At 76.0% G+C, this 19,485-nt stretch carries 1 protein-coding gene (running past one end of the window); it reads right to left on the minus strand.

The window, feature by feature from the left end; all coding sequences use genetic code 11:
• Positions 1 to 19,485, minus strand: the 3' portion of a protein-coding gene (locus tag RM609_RS01385; protein ID WP_311607169.1) for a type I polyketide synthase. The gene runs 8,982 nt beyond the window's last position; the window shows 19,485 of its 28,467 coding nt (coding positions 8,983-28,467); its start codon lies off the right edge, out of view — the gene reads right to left on this strand; it ends in the stop codon at positions 1 to 3.

Genomic DNA, 19,485 nt, shown 5'->3' on the forward strand with positions numbered 1-19,485 from the left:
TCAGCCTTCGTCGTCGTTGGAGCCAGTGGTGCCCGTGGTGCCGTCCAGCGCCGCCCGGACGAGGGCGTCGACGTCCATTTCGTCGATCGATTCCGCGTAGCCGTCCGGTTCCGCCGCCCCGGTGGTGCCGTCTTCGGCCGCGGCCGTGGTGGCGGCGAGCCTCAGCAGGGGTTCCAGCACGCCGATCTCGCGCAGCTGGGCCACGGAGACGGAGGCGAGCAGGGCCCGGATGCCGGCCTGGTCGAGGCCGTCGTCGGTCCCGCCGTCCGCCGTGCCGTCGCCGTGGCCGGCGTCGGGCAGCAGCTCGCGCAGGACGTGGGCGGCCAGGTCGACGGGGGTGGGGTGGTCGAAGACGAGCGTGGCGGCCAGGGTCAGCCCGGTCGCGGCCGTGAGCTGGTTGCGCAGTTCGACGGCGGCGAGCGAGTCGAAGCCGAGGTCCCGGAAGGCCCGGTCGGCGCCGACGGCGTCGGCGTCGGTGTGGCCGAGGACGGCGGCGGCCCGGGTCCGTACGACGTTCAGGACGGTCTCGGTGCGCTGTGCCGCGCTCTGGCCCGCGAGCTTCTCGCGCAGGGCGGCGCCGTCGGCGCCCGGTGCGGTGGCGTCCCCGTCGGTCCCGGCCGGGGCCGGGTCGGCGGAGGCGAGCTCCGCGAGGAGGGGGCTGGGCCGTACGGCGGTGAAGGCCCGTACGAACCGGGTGGGTTCGACCTCGGCGACGACCTCCGTCGGCCCGTTCTCCATGACCGCCCGGCGCAGCGCGGTGACCGCGAGGCGCGGGTCCAGCGGCCGGATGCCGGTGCGCTGGGCGGCGGCGGCCGCGCGGGCGTCGGCGGCCATGCCGCCGCCGGCCCAGGCGCCCCAGGAGATGGAGGTGGCGGCCAGGCCCTCGGCGCGGCGCCGCTCGGCGAGGGCGTCGAGGAGGGCGTTGGCGGCGGCGTAGTTGGCCTGGCCGGGGTTGCCGACGGTGGCGGACGCCGAGGAGAACAGGGCGAACACCGTGAGGCCGAGGTCCCGGGTCAGGTCGTGGAGGGCCAGTGCCGAGGCGGCCTTGGCGCGGTGGACGGCCGCGAACCGCTCGGGGGTCAGGCCGTCGATGACGCCGTCGTCGAGGACGCCCGCCGCGTGGACGACGCCGGTCAGCGGGGCGCTGTCCGGGACGCTCGCCAGCAGGCCGGTGAGCGCGTCGCGGTCGGCGACGTCGCAGGCGGCGAGGGTGACCTCGGTGCCCAGGGCGGTGAGTTCGGCCCGCAGGTCCTCGGCGCCGGGCGCCTCGGCGCCCCGGCGGCTGACGAGCAGCAGGTGGGCGGCGCCCGCCTCTGCGAGGCCGCGTGCCACGTGGGCGCCGAGGGCGCCGGTGCCGCCGGTGATCAGGACGGTGCCGGTGGGCTGCCACTCCTGTACGGGCCCGTCGGCCGGTACGGGCACGAGCCGGCGGCCGAAGACGGTGGAGGGCCGGACGGCGAGCTGGTCCTCGCCGCCGGAGTCGGCGAGGAGTCCGGCGAACCGGTCAGCCGACCGCTCGTCGAGGGTCTCCGGCAGGTCGATCAGACCGCCCCAGCGGCGCGGGTGCTCCAGTGCGGCGACCCGTCCCAGGCCCCAGACGCCGGCCTGGGCGAGGCCCGGTACCGGCTCGGCGGGCGAGACGGCGACCGCGCCGCGGGTGACGCACCACAGGGGCGCGTCGATCCCGGCGTCGCCGAGGGCCTGGACGAGGGCGGCGGTGAGCAGGGTGCCCTCGGGGACACCATCGGTGTCGCCTGAGGCGGCGAGGGCGAGCAGGGAGAGGACTCCCGTGAACTCCCGCCCGGTGGCGGCCTGTTCCTTCAGCAGCGCGGCCAGGTCGTCCCGGTCGGTGCCGGTGACGTCCAGGCGTACGGCCCCGTCGCCGAGGCGGGCGAGGACGCCGGCGGCCCACGGCTCGTCGGCCTGCCCGGCGGGAACGACGGCGAGCCACGTTCCGGCCGGACGACGTGGAGGCGCGGCGGTGGTCAGGGGCTTCCAGACGACGCGCTGGCGCCAGCCGTCCACGGTGGACCGCTCGGCCCGGCGGCGCCGCCAGTCGGCGAGCGCGGGCAGGACCTTGGCGAGCGCGTCGCCGTCGACGTCCAGCTCCGACTCCAGCGCGGCGAAGTCCTCGCCGCGCACGGCGGACCAGAACGCCTCGTCCTCGCCCCGGGCCGTGCCGGTCGGGCCGGAGGCGTCGGCGGGCCGGTGGTCGGGCCAGAACCGCTGGTGCTGGAAGGGGTAGGTGGGCAGGTCCACGCGCCGGGCCGGGTCGCCCGCGCCGAGGACGGACGTCCAGCGCGGGGCCGTGCCGTCGGCGTGGAGCCGGGCCAGGGCGGTGAGCAGGGACGTCTCCTCGTCGCGGCCCTTGCGCAGCGCCGGTACGGTCAGCGCCTTGGCCGAAGCGGCGTCCAGGGTGTCCTGGGCCATGGCGCAGAGCACACCGTCCGGGCCGATCTCCAGGAAGCGGGTGACGCCGCGCCCGGTCAGGGCGGCGACGCCGTCGCCGAACCGTACGGCCTCGCGGACGTGCCGCACCCAGTACTCGGGCGAGCACAGCTCTTCGCCGGTCGCCAGGTCGCCGGTGAGGCAGGACACGAGCGGGAGCGCCGGCGCCGCGTACGTCACGCGGCGGGCGGCCCGTCGGAAGTCCTCGAGTACGGCGTCCATGTGCAGGGAGTGAAACGCATGGCTGACCAGCAAACGCCTAGTCTTGCGGCCGTCGGCGGTGAACTTCCCGGCGACGGCGAGCACGGCGGCCTCGTCGCCCGACAGGACGACCGCCTCCGGCCCGTTGACGGCGGCGACGGACACTCCGTCGACCCCGGTCAGGTACGCGGCCACCTCGTCCTCGGTCGCCTGGACGGCGACCATGGCGCCGCCCGCGGGCAGGGCGGCCATCAGCCGGGCCCGGGCCGCGACCAGGGCGCAGGCGTCCTCCAGGGAGAACACGCCGGCGATGTGCGCCGCCGCGATCTCGCCGATGGAGTGACCGGCGACGAGGTCGGGGCGGATGCCCCAGGACTCCACCAGCCGGAACAGCGCCACTTCGAGGGCGAAGAGCGCGGGCTGGGTGAAGCCCGTGTCGTTCAGCGCCTCGCCGTCCCCGTCGAACATCACGTCGCGCAGCGGCCGGTCCAGTTCGCCGTCGAAGTGGGCGGTCACCGCGTCCAGCGCCTCGGCGAAGACGGGGAACCGCCCGTACAGCTCGCGGCCCATGCCCGCGCGCTGCGAGCCCTGGCCGGAGAAGAGGAACGCGAGCTTCCCGGCGCGTCCCGCCGTACGGCCCTGGACGACGCGCGGGGCGGCCTGGCCGTCGGCGAGGGCCGCCAGGCCCTCCAGCAGCTCGTCGCGGCTCGCGGCCAGGACCGTGGCCCGGTGCTCGAAGGACGACCGGGTCGTGGCCAGGGCCCGCGCCAGGTCGGCGACGGTCAGCTCCGGGCGGGCCGTCAGATACGCGCCCAGGCGGGCGGCCTGGGCCTTGAGGGCCTCCGGGGCCGCGGCCGAGACGGGTACGGGCAGCGGGCCCGGACCGTCCTCGGACACGGCGGCAACGACGGGCGCGGCGGCCGGCTCCGGCTGTTCGATGATGACGTGCGAGTTGGTGCCGCTGGCGCCGAAGGCCGAGATACCGGCCCGGCGTACGCGGCCCGTCTCCGGCCAGTCGGCGCGCTCGGTGAGCAGCTCGACCGCGCCGGCCGTCCAGTCCACGTGGGTGGACGGCTCGTCGATGTGCAGGGTGCGGGGCAGGACGCCGTGGCGCATGGCCATGACCATCTTGATGACGCCCGCGACACCGGCGGCGGCCTGGGTGTGGCCGATGTTGGACTTCACCGAGCCGAGCAGCAGCGGCTGGTCCCCCGGCCGGTCCTGACCGTAGGTCGCGAGCAGCGCCTGCGCCTCGATGGGGTCGCCGAGGGTGGTGCCCGTGCCGTGGGCCTCCACCGCGTCCACGTCGGCGGCCGTCAGCCCGGCGTTGGCCAGGGCGCGGCGGATGACGCGGCGCTGGGAGGGCCCGTTGGGGGCGGTGAGGCCGTTGGAGGCGCCGTCCTGGTTGATGGCGGAGCCGCGCAGGACGGCCAGTACCTCGTGGCCGTTGCGGCGGGCGTCGGAGAGCCGCTCCAGGACGAGGACGCCCACGCCCTCGGACCAGCCGGTGCCGCCGGCGGACGCCGCGAAGGCGCGGCAGCGGCCGTCGCCGGACAGGGCGCCCATCTCGCCGAACTCGATGAAGTTCACCGGGGTGGACATGACCGTCACACCGCCCGCGAGGGCGAGCGGGCACTCGCCGTTGCGCAGCGACTGGGCGGCCAGGTGCAGCGCGACCAGGGACGAGGAGCAGGCCGTGTCGACGCTGACCGACGGGCCCTCCAGGCCGAAGGTGTAGGACAGCCGGCCGGAGAGCAGGCTCGCCGACTGGGCGGTCTGTGCGTGGCCGAGCTGGCCCGCCTCGGGGCGGTAGTCGCCGGTGCCGCCGCCGATGAAGACGCCGGTGTCGCCGCCGCGCAGCGCGGCCGGGTCGATGCCGGTGCGCTCCAGGGCCTCCCAGGCGGCCTCCAGCACGATGCGCTGCTGCGGGTCCATGACCATGGCCTCGCGCGGCGAGATGCCGAAGAAGCCGGGGTCGAAGTCCGCGACGTCGTAGAGGAAGCCGCCCTCGCGGGTGACGCTGCGGCCCCGGCCGTCCCGGTCGCCGTGGACCATGCGGTCCAGGTCCCAGCCGCGGTCGTCGGGGAAGCCGCCGATGGCGTCCACCTCCCCGGAGACGAGCTCCCACAGGTCCTCGGGCGAGCGGACGCCGCCCGGGTAGCGGCAGCTCATGCCGACGATCACGATCGGGTCGTCGGTGTCCGCGGACGCGGCCGGCACGGCGGCGCGGCGCTCGTCCTCGTCGTGCCCGCCGAGGAGTTCGGCGAGCAGGTGGGTGGCGAGGGCGTCGGCCGTCGGGTAGTCGAAGACCAGGGTGGCGGGCAGGGTGAGCCCGGTGGCCGTGGCGAGCTGGTTACGGAGGTCGACGGCGGTCAGCGAGTCGAAGCCCAGGTCCCGGAAGGCCTGCGCGGACGGTACGTCCGCCGGGTCGGCGAAGCCGAGCACCGCGGCGACCTCGGCGCGGACCAGGGAGAGCAGCGCCTCGGCCCGGTCGCCCTCGGCGAGGGCGGCCAGTTCGGCGCGCAGGGCGGACGCGGCGCCCGCCGTGCCCCGGCCGGCGTCCCCGGAGTCCGTCAGGGTCTCGCGGGCCTCGGGCAGTTCGGTGAAGAGGGCGGTGGGCCGGGTGCGGCCGAAGGCCGGTGCGAACCGGTCCCAGGCCACGTCGGCGACCGTCACCGCGGCGTCCTCGCCATCCATGGACAGGGCGAGCGCGGCGAGCGCGCGGTTCGGGTCCATGGCGGGCAGGCCGTTGGCGCGCAGGTGGGCGGCCAGGCCGTCCGGTGTGGTGTCGGCCCAGGCGCCCCAGGACACCGACAGGCCGTGCAGGCCACTCGCCCGGCGGCGGTGGGCCACGGTGTCGAGGAAGGCGCTCGCGGCGGCACCGGCACCCTGGCCGCTGACGCCCCAGACGCCCGCGATGGAGGCGAAGAGGACGAACGTCACGCTTTCCGCGCCGTCACCGGCGGCCGCGTCGACGGCGGCCTCCAGGCCCGCGACGTCCGCGCGGAGCGCGGCGAGGTACGCGGCCGGGTCCGGGTCGGGTCCGGTGTCCCGGCCCGTGTGGACGACGGCGGTCAGCGGCTGGCCGTCGGGGGCCGCGGCGAGTGCCGACGCCAGGGTCTCGCCGTCGGCGAGGGAGCCGGTCGTGACCGTCAGCCCGGCGCCCAGTCCGGTGAGTTCGGCCTCCAGGGCCGCCACGGCGGAGGCGTCCGGTGCCGTGGCGCCGACGAGCAGGACGTGCCGGGCCCCGCGCTCGGCGAGCCAACGGGCGGTGTGGCCGCCGAAGCCGGCCGGGCCGCCGGTGACCAGCGCCGTGCCCGAGGGCCGCCACGCGTCGGGGGCGGTGTGGGCCGCGACGCGCACGAGCCGCCGGCCGAGGAGGCCGGAGGAGCGCAGCGCCAGCTGGTCCTCGCCGTCCGCACCCGACAGGGCGGCGCGGAAGCGCTCCGCACCGCGCCGGTCGAGGACGTCGGCGACGTCGATGAGGCCGCCCCAGCGCTCGGGGTGCTCCAGGCCCATGACCCGGCCGAGCCCCCACACCGCCGCCCGGGCGTCGTCGGCGACCGCCTCGGAGCGGCCGGTGGCGACGGCGCCCCGGGTGACGCACCACAGGGGGGCGTCGAGCCTGGCGTCCGCGAAGACGCGCAGGAGTTCGTCGGGGGCGGTCGTCGTGAGCAGGGAGACGACACCGGTGACGCCTTCTGCGGCAAGCCCGCTGAGGCGCTCGGTCAGCGCGGCGTGCTCGTCCGTGCCGGTCTCGACGCGCACGGCGTTCTCGCCGAGCGCGTCCACCAGCGCGGAGACGTACGGGTCGTCGGCGTGGCCCGTCGGAACCAGCGCCAGCCAGGTGCCGGTCAGGGCGCTCACGCCCGGGACCGTCAGCGGGCGCCAGGTCACGCGGTACCGCAGGCCGTCGACGGCCGACCGCTCGGCGCGCTTGCGGCGCCAGGACGACAGGGCCGGTACGAGGGCCGACAGCGCGGCGTCGTCCAGCTCCAGCTCGGCCGACAGCGACGACAGGTCCTCGCGCTCCACGGCCGACCAGAAGGCGGCGTCCGCCGGGTCCCGGTCGCCCGCTTCGGCGAATCCGGCGGGGGCGCGCTCCGGCCAGTACCACTGGCGCTGGAAGGCGTACGTGGGCAGCGGCGTCCGGCGGGCGTCCGTGCCCGCGAACCAGGCCGCCCAGTCCACGGGGACCCCGGCGACGTACAGCCGGGCGAGGGCGGTGAGGAGAGCGGTCTCCTCGGGGCGGTCCTTGCGGAGGGCGGACGCGGCGACCACGGATCCGGTGCCGTCGAGGCTGTGCTGGGCGAGGGCGGTGAGCACACCGTCGGGGCCGAGCTCCAGGAACGCCGTCGTGCCTTCGGCGGCGAGCGTACGGACGCCGTCGGCGAAGCGGACGGTCTCCCGGACGTGCCGCACCCAGTAGTCGGCGGTGCACAGCAGCTCCGCCGCCGCGACCCCACCGGTCACATTGGACACGACGGGAACGCTGGGCGCCCGGTACGACAGGCCCGCCGCGACCCGGCGGAAGTCCTCCAGCATCGGGTCCATCAGCGGCGAATGGAACGCATGGCTCACGGACAGCCGCTGGGTCTTACGACCCTCAGCGGCCAGAGCCTCGGCGATCCGCAGGACCGCCGACTCCTCACCGGCGATGACAACGGCGTCGGGGCCATTGACAGCGGCGATCGAGACATCAGCGGTGAGACGAGGCACGACCTCGTCCTCGGACGCCTGCACAGCCACCATCGCACCACCAGAAGGCAGCGCACTCATCAACCGCGCACGCGCCGCCACAAGGACACACGCATCCTCAAGAGAGAACACACCCGCAACGTGCGCGGCAGCGATCTCACCGATCGAATGACCGGCCACGAAGTCCGGACGCACTCCCCACGACTCCACCAGCCTGAACAACGCCACTTCGAGCGCGAAAAGCGCAGGCTGAGTAAAGCCCGTCCCATTCAGCGCCTCGGCGTCATCGCCGAACATGACGTCCCGCAGCGGCCGTTCCAGCTCGCGGTCGAAGTACGCCGCCACCTCGTCCAGCGCCTCGGCGAAGACGGGGAAGCGCTCGTACAGCTCCCGGCCCATGCCCGCGCGCTGCGAGCCCTGGCCCGAGAACAGGAACGCCTGCTTGCCCATCACGTCCCCGGCGGCGCCGCGCGCGGCCTCCCGGGCGCTCTCGCCGTCGGCGAGCAGCACCGCGCGGTGGGCGAAGACCGCCCGGCCCGTGGCCAGGGAGAAGCCGATGTCCGTCGCGTCACCGCCCGTGCCGGCGAGGGCGGCGATCCGCTCGGTCTGCGCGGCCAGCGCGGCCTCGGACCGGGCCGAGACCACCCACGGCACGAGACCGGGAGCCCGCTCCGCCGACGGCTCCTCGGCGGCCGTCGCCTCCGGTGCCTGCTCGACGATGACGTGCGCGTTGGTGCCGCTGACGCCGAAGGCGGAGACGCCCGCCCGGCGCGGCCGGCCGGTCTCCGGCCAGGGCCGGTGCTCGGTCACCAGCGACACGGTCCCGTCCGACCAGTCGACGTGCGAGGACGGGGTGCCGACGTGCAGCGTGCGCGGCAGTTCGCCGTGGCGCATCGCGAGGACCATCTTGATGACGCCCGCGACACCGGCCGCCGCCTGGGTGTGGCCCAGGTTGGACTTGACGGCGCCGAGCAGCAGCGGCCGCTCCGGGGCGCGGTCGCGGCCGTAGGCGGCGATGAGGGCGTGCGCCTCGATGGGGTCGCCGAGGGTGGTGCCGGTGCCGTGGGCCTCCACGGCGTCGACGTCGGCCGGGGCGAGGCCGCCGTCGGTGAGGGCCTGGCGGATGACGCGCTGCTGGGCGCGGCCGTTGGGGGCGGTCAGGCCGTTGGAGGCGCCGTCCTGGTTGACGGCGGAGCCGCTGACGACCGCGAGGACGTCGTGCCCGTTGCGGCGGGCGTCGGAGAGCCGCTCCAGGACGACGACGCCCACGCCCTCGGACCAGCTGGTGCCGTCGGCCCCGTCGGAGAAGGCCTTGCAGCGGCCGTCTGGGGCGAGTCCGCCCTGTGCGGTGAACTCGGCGAAGGCGTCCGGGCTGGACATGACGGACACGCCGCCGGCCAGCGCCAGCGTGCTCTCCCCCTGCCGCAGCGAGCGCGCGGCCATGTGGAGGGCGACGAGCGAGGAGGAGCAGGCGGTGTCGACGGTGACGGCCGGGCCCTCCAGGCCGAGGGCGTAGGAGAGGCGGCCGGACATGACGCTGGCGGTGTTGCCGGTGGCGACGTGGCCCCGGACGTCGGCGGTGCCGGCGCGCAGCACGTTGACGTAGTCCTGGCCGTTGGTGCCGACGAAGACGCCGGTCTGGCTGCCGCGCAGGGACGTCGGGTCGATGCCGGCCCGTTCGAAGGCCTCCCAGGTGGTCTCCAGCAGCAGGCGCTGCTGCGGGTCCATGGCCAGGGCCTCGCGGGGCGAGATGCCGAAGAACGCGGCGTCGAAGAGGCCGACGCCGTCGAGGAAGCCGCCTTCGAGGGTGGCGGAGCCGCCCCGGGACAGGTGCTCCAGGTCCCAGCCGCGGTCGGCCGGGAAGCCGGAGATGGCGTCCGAACCGTCGGACAGGAGCCGCCACAGGTCCTCGGGGGAGGCGATCCCGCCGGGGAAGCGGCAGTTCATGCCGACGATGACTACGGGATCGTCGTCGACGGCCGCCCGGGTGGCCGGGAGCGCGCCGCCCGCGGACCCCTCGGGCAGGGTGCCGAGGAGCTCGGTGAGCAGGAAGCCGGCCAGTTCCTGCGGGGTGGGGTAGTCGTAGACGAGGGTGGCCGGCAGGCGCAGCCCGGTGGTGGCCGACAGGGCGTTGCGCAGTTCGACGATGGTCAGGGAGTCGAAGCCGAGGTCGGCGAAGGCCTGGTCGGCGGCGATGCTGTCGGCTCCGGCGTGGCCGAGGACGGCGGCGACGTGGCCGCGCAGCAGGTCCAGGACGAACCGGGGGCGCGCGGACTCGGCGAGTGCGGCGAGCCGTTGCCGCAGGTCCTCCTCGCCCGGGCCGCCCGCGAGGAGCGCTGTGCCCTGGGGCGCGGCGGTCACGACGGTGGCGGCGCGGAGCTCGGGGAGGTCACCGATGAGGGCGCTGTGGCGGAACGCGGTGGTGTAGCGGTCCCAGTCGATGTCCGCGACGGTCACGGCGGTGTCGTCGTGTTCGACGGCGTGCCGGAGGGCGGTGAGGGCGGAGGCGGGCGCCATGGGAGTGAAGCCGCCGCGCCGGACGCGGCCGTCGACGAGTGTTCCGTCGCCGGCCATGCCGGCTCCGGCCCAGGGGCCCCAGGCGATGGAGGTCGCGGGCAGGCCCTGGGCGCGGCGGAGGGCGGCGAAGGCGTCGAGGTAGGCGTTGGCGGCGGCGTAGTTGCCCTGTCCGGCCGCGCCGAGGGTGCCGGCGGTGGAGGAGAACAGGACGAAGGCGGCCAGGTCCAGGTCGCGGGTGAGCTCGTGGAGGTGGAGCGTGGCGGTGGCCTTGGCGTTCAGGACGGCCGTGAACTTCTCGGGGGTGAGCGTGTCGACGACGCCGTCGTCGACCACTCCGGCGGTGTGGAACACCGCCGTGAGCGGGTGCTCGGCCGGGACGTCCGCGAGCAGCGCGGCGAGCGCGTCGCGGTCGGCCGTGTCGCAGACGGCGAGGGTGACCTCGGCGCCCAGGGCGGTGAGTTCGGCCCGCAGGTCCTCGGCGCCGGGCGCGTCGGCGCCCCGGCGGCTGACGAGCAGCAGGTGGGGCGCGCCCGCTTCGGCGAGCATGCGGGCGACGTGGCCGCCCAGCGCTCCGGTGCCGCCGGTGACCAGGACGGTGCCGGTGGGGGTGTACGGGCGGGGGGCGGGGGTGTCGCCGACGGGGTGGTGTGCCAGGCGGCGGGCGTAGGTGGCGGTGGGGCGTACGGCGAGCTGGTCCTCGTGCCCGGCGCCGGAGAGGGCGCCCGCCAGGCGGCGCAGCGTGGGCTCGTCGAGGGTTTCGGGCAGGTCGACGAGGCCGCCCCAGCGCTCCGGGTGTTCGAGGGCGACGATGCGGCCGAGGCCCCAGAGGGCGGCCTGCGCGGGGTCGCCCGCGGGTTCGGTGCGGGCGACGGCGACGGCGGCGCGGGTGGCGCACCACAGGGGGGCGTCGATCCGGGCGTCGCCGAGTGCCTGGACGGCCGTCGCGGTGAGCGGCAGCGCGGCGAGTCCGTCGGGGGCGAGGGCGAGCAGGGACAGGACGCCCGTGAACTCGGCGCCTTCGGCCGTCAGTTCACGCAGGCGTTCGGTGAGCTCGGCGCGGTCGGGGGTGGTGACGTCGAGGCGTACGGTCTCGGCGCCGAGGCCGTTGGCGAGCGCGTCGGCCCAGGCCCGGTCGGCGCCGGGCGTGTCGGTCCCGGGTGTGTCGCCGGGGGTGAGCAGCAGCCAGGTGCCCGTCGGGTGTGTCGTGGGGGCCTTGGTGAGGGGCTTCCAGGTGACGCGGTAGCGCCAGCCGTCGACCGTGGAGTGCTCGCGGCGCTTGCGGCGCCAGGTGGACAGGGCGGGCACGACGGCGGTGAGGGTGGCGTCGTCGAGCTCCAGGGAGGAGCCCAGGGCCGTCAGGTCGGCGCGCTCGACGGCCGACCAGAACTCGGCGTCCACCGCGTCGGGCGTGCCCGCCGGGGCGGGGGCGGCCGGCAGGGCGGTGGTGTCGGGCCAGTAGCGCTGCCGCTGGAAGGCGTAGGTGGGCAGGTCGACGCGCCGGGCGGGGGCGTCGAGGACGGCCGCCCAGTCGGGGCGTACGCCGTGGACGTGGAGCCGGGCGAGGGCCGTGGTCAGGGCGTGGGTCTCGGCGTGGTCGCGGCGCAGCGCGGGCACGGCGAGGGCGGGTGTGGCGGCGTCGAGGGTCTCGCGGACGGCGCCGGAGAGGATGCCGTCGGGGCCGAGTTCGAGGTAGGCGGTCACTCCCGCGGCGTCGAGGCGGCGTACGGCGTCGGCGAAGCGGACGGTGCGGCGGACCTGTCCGGCCCAGTAGGCGGGCGAGGTGGCCTCGTCGGCGGTGAGGAGTTCGCCGGTGACGGTGGAGACGAGGGGGATGGCGGGCGGCTGGAAGTCGAGTCCGGCCGCGACGCGCGTGAATTCGTCCAGCATGGCGTCCATGCGGGGCGAGTGGAAGGCGTGGCTGACGCGCAGGCGCTTGGTCCTGCGGCCGAGGCCCGCGAAGTGCTCCTCGATCGCGTGGACCGCGTCCTCGTCGCCCGCGACGACGACGGAGGCGGGGGTGTTGGCGGCGGCGAGGGAGACGCGATCGTCCTGCCCGTCGAGCAGCGGCAGCACCTCCTCCTCGGTCGCCTGGAGGGAGCACATCGCGCCGCCCTCGGGCAGGGCGGCCATCAGCCGGCCGCGTGCCGCGACGAGCGTGCAGGCGTCCTCCAGGGAGAGCACGCCCGCGACGTGGGCGGCGGCGAGTTCGCCGATGGAGTGCCCGGCGAGGTAGTCGGGGCGCAGGCCCCAGGACTCGGCGAGCCGGAAGAGGGCGACTTCGAGGGCGAAGAGGGCGGGCTGGGTGTAGGCGGTGTCGTCGAGCAGGGCGGCCTCGTCGGTGCCCGGCTCGGCGAACAGGATGTCGCGCAGGGGCCGGTCGAGTTCGAGGTCGAAGCGGGCGAGTACAGCGTCGAGGGCCTCGGCGAAGACGGGGTGGCGGTCGTGGAGCTCGCGTCCGGTGCCGGGGCGCTGGCTGCCCTGACCGGTGAAGAGGAACGCGAGGCGGCCGCGCCCGGACCGGCCGGTGATCAGGGCGCCGTCGGGAGAGCCGTCCCGGAGGGCGGTGAGGGCCCGGTGGAGAGTGTCGCGGTCGTCGGCGACGACGGCCGCGCGGTGGTCGAGGGCGGTCCGTGAGGTGGCGAGCGCGTGGGCGAGGTCGGCGAGCGGCAGGGCGGGCCGGGTGTCCAGGAGGGACAGCAGGCGCTCTGCCTGGGCGCGCAGGCCCTCGTCCGTACGGCCGGAGAGCACCAGCGGCACGGTCGTGGGACCGGCCTCGGCGACCTCGGCCGGCTCCTGCGGCTCGTCCTCGACGGGCAGTTCGAGGACGGTGTGGACGTTGGTGCCGCTGAGGCCGAAGGAGGAGACGCCGGCGCGGCGCGGACGGCCGGTCGTGGGCCACTCCCGCTCCTCGGTGAGCAGCTGGATGCCGCCCGAGGTCCAGTCGACGTGGGTGGAGGGCCGGTCGATGTGGAGGGTGCGGGGGACGCTGCCGTGGCGCATGGCCATGACCATCTTGATGATGCTGGCGACGCCGGACGCCATCTGGGTGTGGCCGATGTTGGACTTCACCGAGCCGAGCAGCAGGGGCCGGTCGGCCGGGCGGTCGTGGCCGTAGGTGGCGAGGAGGGCCTGGGCCTCGATGGGGTCGCCGAGCTTGGTGCCGGTGCCGTGGCCGTCGACGACGTCGACGTCTGCGGCGGCCACGCCCGCGTTGGCGAGGGCCTGGGCGATGACGCGCTGCTGGGACGGGCCGTTGGGGGCGGTCAGGCCGTTGGAGGCGCCGTCCTGGTTGACGGCGGAGCCCCGGATGACGGCCAGCACCTGGTGGCCGTTCTTCCGGGCGTCGGAGAGCCGCTCGACGAGGACGAGGCCGACGCCTTCGGCGAGGCTCATGCCGTCGGCGGCCTCGGCGTAGGCCTTGCAGCGGCCGTCGGCGGCCATGGCGCGCTGGCGGCTGAAGCCGACGAAGGCGTTGGGGGTGGCCATGATGCTGACGCCGCCGGCGAGGGCGAGGGTGCTCTCGCCGTTGCGCAGCGACTGGCAGGCCAGGTGGAGGGCGACGAGGGAGGAGGAGCAGGCGGTGTCGAGGGTGACGGCCGGGCCCTCGAAGCCGAAGGTGTAGGACAGGCGGCCGGACAGGACGCTGGAGATGGTGCCGGTGATCAGGTGGCCCTCGTTGCCCTCGGGGGACGCCGGGCTGCTGTAGTCCTGGTAGCTGGCGCCGATGAAGGTGCCGGTGCTGCTGCCGCGCAGGGTGGCGGGGTCGATGCCGGAGCGCTCCAGGGCCTCCCAGGCGGTCTCCAGCAGCAGCCGCTGCTGCGGGTCCATCGCGAGGGCCTCGCGCGGGGAGATGCCGAAGAAGGAGGCGTCGAAGTCGGCGACGTCGTGGAGGAAGCCGCCGCGCGTGGAGTAGGTGCGGCCGGGCCGGTCGGGGTCGGGGTCGTAGAGGCCCTCGGCGTCCCAGCCTCGGTCGACGGGGAATTCGGTGATGGCGTCGCCGCCCGCGGCGACGAGGTTCCACAGCTGTTCGGGGGTGCCGATGCCGCCGGGGTAGCGGCAGCTCATGCCGACGATGGCGATGGGCTCGTCGTCGGCGGCCGCCCGGACGACGGCGGCCGTCTCGGTGCGGGCACCCGCGATCCGGGCGCGCAGGAACTCCACGAGCGCGAGCGGGGTCGGGTAGTCGAAGACCATGGTGCTGGGCAGGGTGAGCCCGGTGACGTTCGACAGCCGGTTGCGCAGGTCGACGGCGGTCAGCGAGTCGAAGCCGACCTCACGGAAGGCACGCTGCTCGGAGAGGACGTCGGGCGAGGCGTGGCCGAGGACGGTGGCGGCCTCGCCGCGCACCAGGTCCAGCAGCACCCGGTCCTGCTCGACGGCGGGCAGGGCGAGGAGCCGGGCGGTGAACTCGCTGTCCCCGGTGGAGGTGGCGGTGCTCTCCTCCGTCAGCTTCCGGACCTCGGGCACGTCCTCGAAGAGGTCGGTGGGCCGGCCGGAGGTGAAGACGGGGTGGTAGCGCTCCCAGTCGACATCGGCGACGCACAGGACGCTCTCGTCGTCGTCGAGGGCCCGGCGCAGGCCGGTGAGGGCCGCGCGCGGGTCCATGAACTCCAGGCCGCTGCGGCGGATGGCGCCGGGGTCGACGCGGCCGAGCTTGAGGTCGTCGGCCCAGATGCCCCAGGAGACCGCGGTGGCGGTGGCGCCCCGGGCGCGGCGGTGCTCGGCGAGCGCGTTGAGGTAGGCGTTGCCCGCGACGTAGGCGGCGTGCCGGCCGCTGCCCCACATGCCGGCGGTGGAGGAGTAGAGGACGAAGGCGTCGAGCTCGTCGTCGTCGAGGAGTTCGTCGAGGTGGCGGGCGCCGGACACCTTGGCGTCGACGACCTTGGCGAAGGCCTCCAGGCTCGTCTCCTCGATGGAGGCGAGCTCGATGACGACGGCTGTGTGGACGACGGTGCGCACGGTGTGCCCGTCGGCCTTGAGGCCGTCGAGCATCGCGGCGACGGCGTCGCGGTCCGTCAGGTCGCAGGCGACGACGGAGGCGTCGCAGCCCGCGTCGGTGAGCTCCTGGACGAGTTCGGCGGCGCCGGGCGCGGCCGTGCCCCGGCGGCTGGTGAGGACGACGCGTTCGGCGCCCTGCTCGGCCAGCCAGCGGGCCAGATGCGGGGCGAGGGTGCCCGTGCCGCCGGTGACGAGGGTGGTGCCGCGCGGAGTCCAGGTGCGGGCGGGGGCCGCCCCGGCCGTGGCGCGCGTGACGCGGCGGACGAGGACGCCGGAGGCGCGGACGGCCAGCTGGTCCTCGCCGGTGCGGCCGGTGAGGACGGCGGCGAGCCGTTCGCCGGCGCGCCGGTCGAGGGTCTCGGGCAGGTCGACGAGACCGCCCCAGCGCTGGGGGTGTTCGAGGGCGGCGGTCCAGCCCAGGCCCAGGATCTGGGCCTGGACGGGCCGGGTGAGCCGGTCGGAGCGGCCGGTGGCGACCGCGCCCCGGGTCAGGCACCACAGGGGCGCGTCGATTTCGGCGTCGCCGAGGGCCTGGATGAGGGTGACGGTCAGGGCGAGCCCGGACGTGAGCGCCGGGTGGTGGGGGCTGGTCTCCTCGGCGGCGGCGAGCAGGGACACCACGCCCGTCAGGTCCGTGGCACCGTCGAGGCCGGCCAGGCGCTCGGTGAGGGTGGCGCGGTCGAGGCAGGCGTCGTCGAGGACGAGCGTGCGGACGTCGGCGCCGTGCGCGGCGAGCGCCTCGGTGACGTCGTCGCCCGGCAGGCCCTCGGCGGTGACGACGAGCCAGGTGCCGGTGAGCGCGGCCGTGGGCAGGCCGGTCAGCGGCTTCCAGGTGGCGCGGTAGCGCCAGGAGTCGACGGTTGACTCCTCGCGGCGGCGCTTCCGCCAGGTGGCGAGGGCGGGCAGGACCGGGGCCAGGGCGGCCCCGTCCAGGCGCAGGCCGGCGGCGAGGGCGTCGACGTCCTCGTCCTCGACGGCCGCCCAGAAGGCGCTGTCGGCCGGGTCCGCCTCGGTGCCCGCGCGCTGCTGCTCGCGGATCGCCCACAGGTGTTCGCGCTGGAAGGCGTACGTGGGCAGCTCGACGCGGCGGGCGCCGCCGCCCGCGAGGACGGGCGTCCAGTCGGCGCGGACGCCCCGGACGTAGGCCTCGGCGAGGGAGGTCAGGAACCGGTCGGTGCCGCCCTGGTCGCGGCGGAGGGTACCGAGGACGGTGGCGCGGTCGCCGGTGTCCTCGGCGGTCTCCTGGACGGCCATGGCCAGCACGGGGTGGGAGCTGACCTCGACGAACACGCCGTGCCCGGTGCCCAGGAGGGTGCGGACGGCGGGGTCGAAGCGCACGGTCCGGCGCAGGTTGCGGTACCAGTAGGCGGCGTCGAGGGGGGTGTCCCCGGTCAGCCAGTCGCCGGTGACGGTGGAGAGGAACGGCACCTGGGGGGCGCCCGGGCGGACGGGGGCGAGCGCGGCGAGGAGCTCGTCCTCCAGCAGCTCCACCTGGGCGGAGTGGGAGCCGTAGTCGACTGCGATGCGCTTGGCGCGGACGTCCTCGGCCGTGAGCCGGTCCATGAGGGCGTCGAGCGGGGCGGCGGGTCCGGCGACCACGACGGAGCGGGGGCCGTTGACGGCGGCGATGGACACCTCGTCGCCGAGGGCGGCGAGGTGGGCCTCGACGTCGGCGGCGGGCAGCGGCACGGAGACCATGCCGCCGGTGCCCGCGAGGACCCGGGCGATGGCCTGGCTGCGCAGGGCCACGACGCGGGCGGCGTCGGTCAGGGAGAGCGCGCCGGAGACGGCTGCCGCGGCGATCTCGCCCTGCGAGTGGCCGACGACGGCGTCGGGGACGACGCCGTGGGCGCGCCACAGCTCGGCGAGCGAGACCATCACGGCCCAGGAGGCGGGCTGGACGACGTCGACGCGGTCCAGGGACGGGGCGCCCTCGGTCTGCCGGAGGACGTCGAGGAGCGACCAGTCGGTGAAGTCCGACAGGGCGGCGGCGCACTCGGCGAGGCGCTCGGCGAAGACCGGGGACTCCTCCAGCAGCCGGGCGCCCATGCCGGCCCACTGGGAGCCCTGGCCGGGGAAGACGAACACGGTCTTGCCGTCGGCGTCGGCGACGCCCTGGACGGCGCCGGGCGCCGACTGGCCCTCGGCGAGGGCGCGCAGCGCGGCCGCCGGGTCCTGGCCGGGGCCGGCGAGGACGACGGCGCGGTGGTCGAACAGGGCGCGGGAGGTGAGGAGGCTGTGGGCGACGTCGGCGGGACGTGCCCGGTCGAGGTCCGGGAGCTCGGCGAGCCGGGCGGCCTGGCCGCGCAGCGCGCCCGGGGTACGGGCGGAGAGCACCCACGGAACGACGGCCGCCGGGGTCTGCTCCGGCTCCGTGCCCGGGGTCTCCTGCTCCTCTGTGCCGGGCGCCTCTTCGAGGATGGCGTGGGCGTTGGTGCCACTGATGCCGAAGGACGACACACCGGCGCGGCGGACGCGCTCGCCGCGCGACCAGTCCACGCCCTCGCCGAGCAGGGAGACCGTGCCCGGGCTCCAGTCGACATGCGTGGTCGGCTCGTCGGCGTGAAGGGTGCGCGGCAGGACGCCGTTGCGCAGCGCCATGACCATCTTGATGACGGCGGCGACGCCGGCGGCCGACTGGGTGTGGCCGATGTTGGACTTCACCGAGCCGAGCAGCAGCGGCCGTGCGGGGTCACGGTCCTGGCCGTAGGCGGCGTGGAGGGCCTGGGCCTCGATGGGGTCGCCGAGGGCGGTGCCGGTGCCGTGCGCCTCGACGGCGTCGACGTCGGCGGGGGCGAGCCCGGCGTTGGCGAGGGCCTGGCGGATGACGCGCTGCTGGGACGGCCCGTTGGGCGCGGTGAGGCCGTTGGAGGCGCCGTCCTGGTTGATGGCCGAGCCGCGGATGACGGCGAGGATCTCGTGGCCGTTCTTCCGGGCGTCGGAGAGCCGCTCCAGGACGAGCACGCCGACGCCCTCGGCGAGGGTCATGCCGTCGGCGGCCTCCGAGAAGGCCTTGCAGCGGCCGTCGCCCGCGAGGGCGCGCTGCTTGCTGAAGGCGATGAAGGGGGCGGGGGTGGTCATGACGGTCGCGCCGCCCGCGAGGGCGAGGGTGCTCTCGCCGTTGCGCAGCGACTGGCAGGCCAGGTGGAGGGCCACCAGCGAGGAGGAGCAGGCGGTGTCGACGGTGACGGCGGGGCCTTCGAGGCCGAAGAGGTAGGCGAGGCGGCCGGAGAGGACGCTGGGGCTGGTGCCGGTGACGGCGTGCCCGGCGGCGGCGCTGTCGTCGAGGCCGAGGCCGTACTCCTGGTAGGTGGAGCCGATGAACGTGCCGGTGACGCTGCCGTGGACGGTGGTGGGGTCGATGCCGGCCTGTTCGAAGGCCTCCCAGGTGGTCTCCAGCAGCAGGCGCTGCTGCGGGTCCATGGACACGGCCTCGCGCGGCGAGATGCCGAAGAAGCCCGCGTCGAACTCGCCCGCGTCGTGGAGGAAGCCGCCCTGGGTGGAGTAGGTGGTGCCGGGGTGGTCGGGGTCGGGGTGGTGGAGGCCGGTGTCCCAGCCGCGGTTGACGGGGAAGTCGGAGATGGCGTCGACGCCGCCCTCGATCAGCTCCCAGAACTGCTGGGCGGAGCGGACGCCGCCGGGGAAGCGGCAGCTCATGCCGACGATGGCGACGGGCTCGTCGAAGCCCCCGGCGGGCGTGGCGGCCGGGGCGGCCGCCGCCCGCCCGGCGCCCAGGAGTTCGCCGCGCAGGAAGCGGGCGAGGGCCAGGGGCGTCGGGTAGTCGAAGGCCATGGTCGCGGGCAGGGCCAGGCCGGTGACGCCGGCCAGGCGCTTGCGCAGCTCGACGGCGGTCAGCGAGTCGAAGCCGGCGTCGCGGAAGGCCCGGCGCCCGTCGACGGCCTCGGCGGAGGCGTGGCCGAGGACGACGGCGGCCTCGGCGCGCACCAGGTCGGTGAGCAGCCGCTCCTGCGCGGCCTCGTCCAGGCCGCTCAGCCGCCCGGCGAACTCGGGCGCGGCGGTGTCGGCGGCCCGGTCCGGGGCGGACAGGGCGCGGACGTCGGGGAGTTCGTCGAAGAGGACGCTGGGGCGGACGGAGGTGAAGACGGGGTGGTAGCGCTCCCAGTCGATGTCGGCGACGGTCACCGTGACGTCCTGCTGGACGACGGCGCGGCGCAGCTCGGCGAGGGCGGCGGCGGGGTCCAGGAAGCGCAGGCCGCTCTGCCGGAGGCGGTCGGCGACGGCCTCGTGGGTGGCCATGCCGGCCTCGGCCCAGGGGCCCCAGGCGATGGAGGTGGCGGGCAGGCCGCGGGCCCACCGGTTCTCGGCGAGGGCGTCGAGGTAGGCGTTGGCGGCGCCGTAGGCGCTCTGCCCGGCGCTGCCCCACACTCCGGCGACGGAGGAGAAGAGGACGAAGAAGTCCAGGTCGTGCTCGGCGAGCAGGGCGTCCAGGTGGGCGGCGCCCAGGAGCTTCGCGGCCATGAGGGCGGTGGCGTCGGCCAGGGAGGTGGCCGTCAGGGGCGCGGCCTGGCCGACGCCGGCGGCGTGCACGACGCCGGTCAGGGGGTGCTCGTCCGGGACGGCGGCCAGCAGGTCGGCCAGCGCGTCGCGGTCGGCGATGTCGCA

Source organism: Streptomyces hesseae, from assembly GCF_031845785.1.
In the GTDB taxonomy this organism is placed as follows: Bacteria; Actinomycetota; Actinomycetes; order Streptomycetales; family Streptomycetaceae; genus Streptomyces; species Streptomyces hesseae.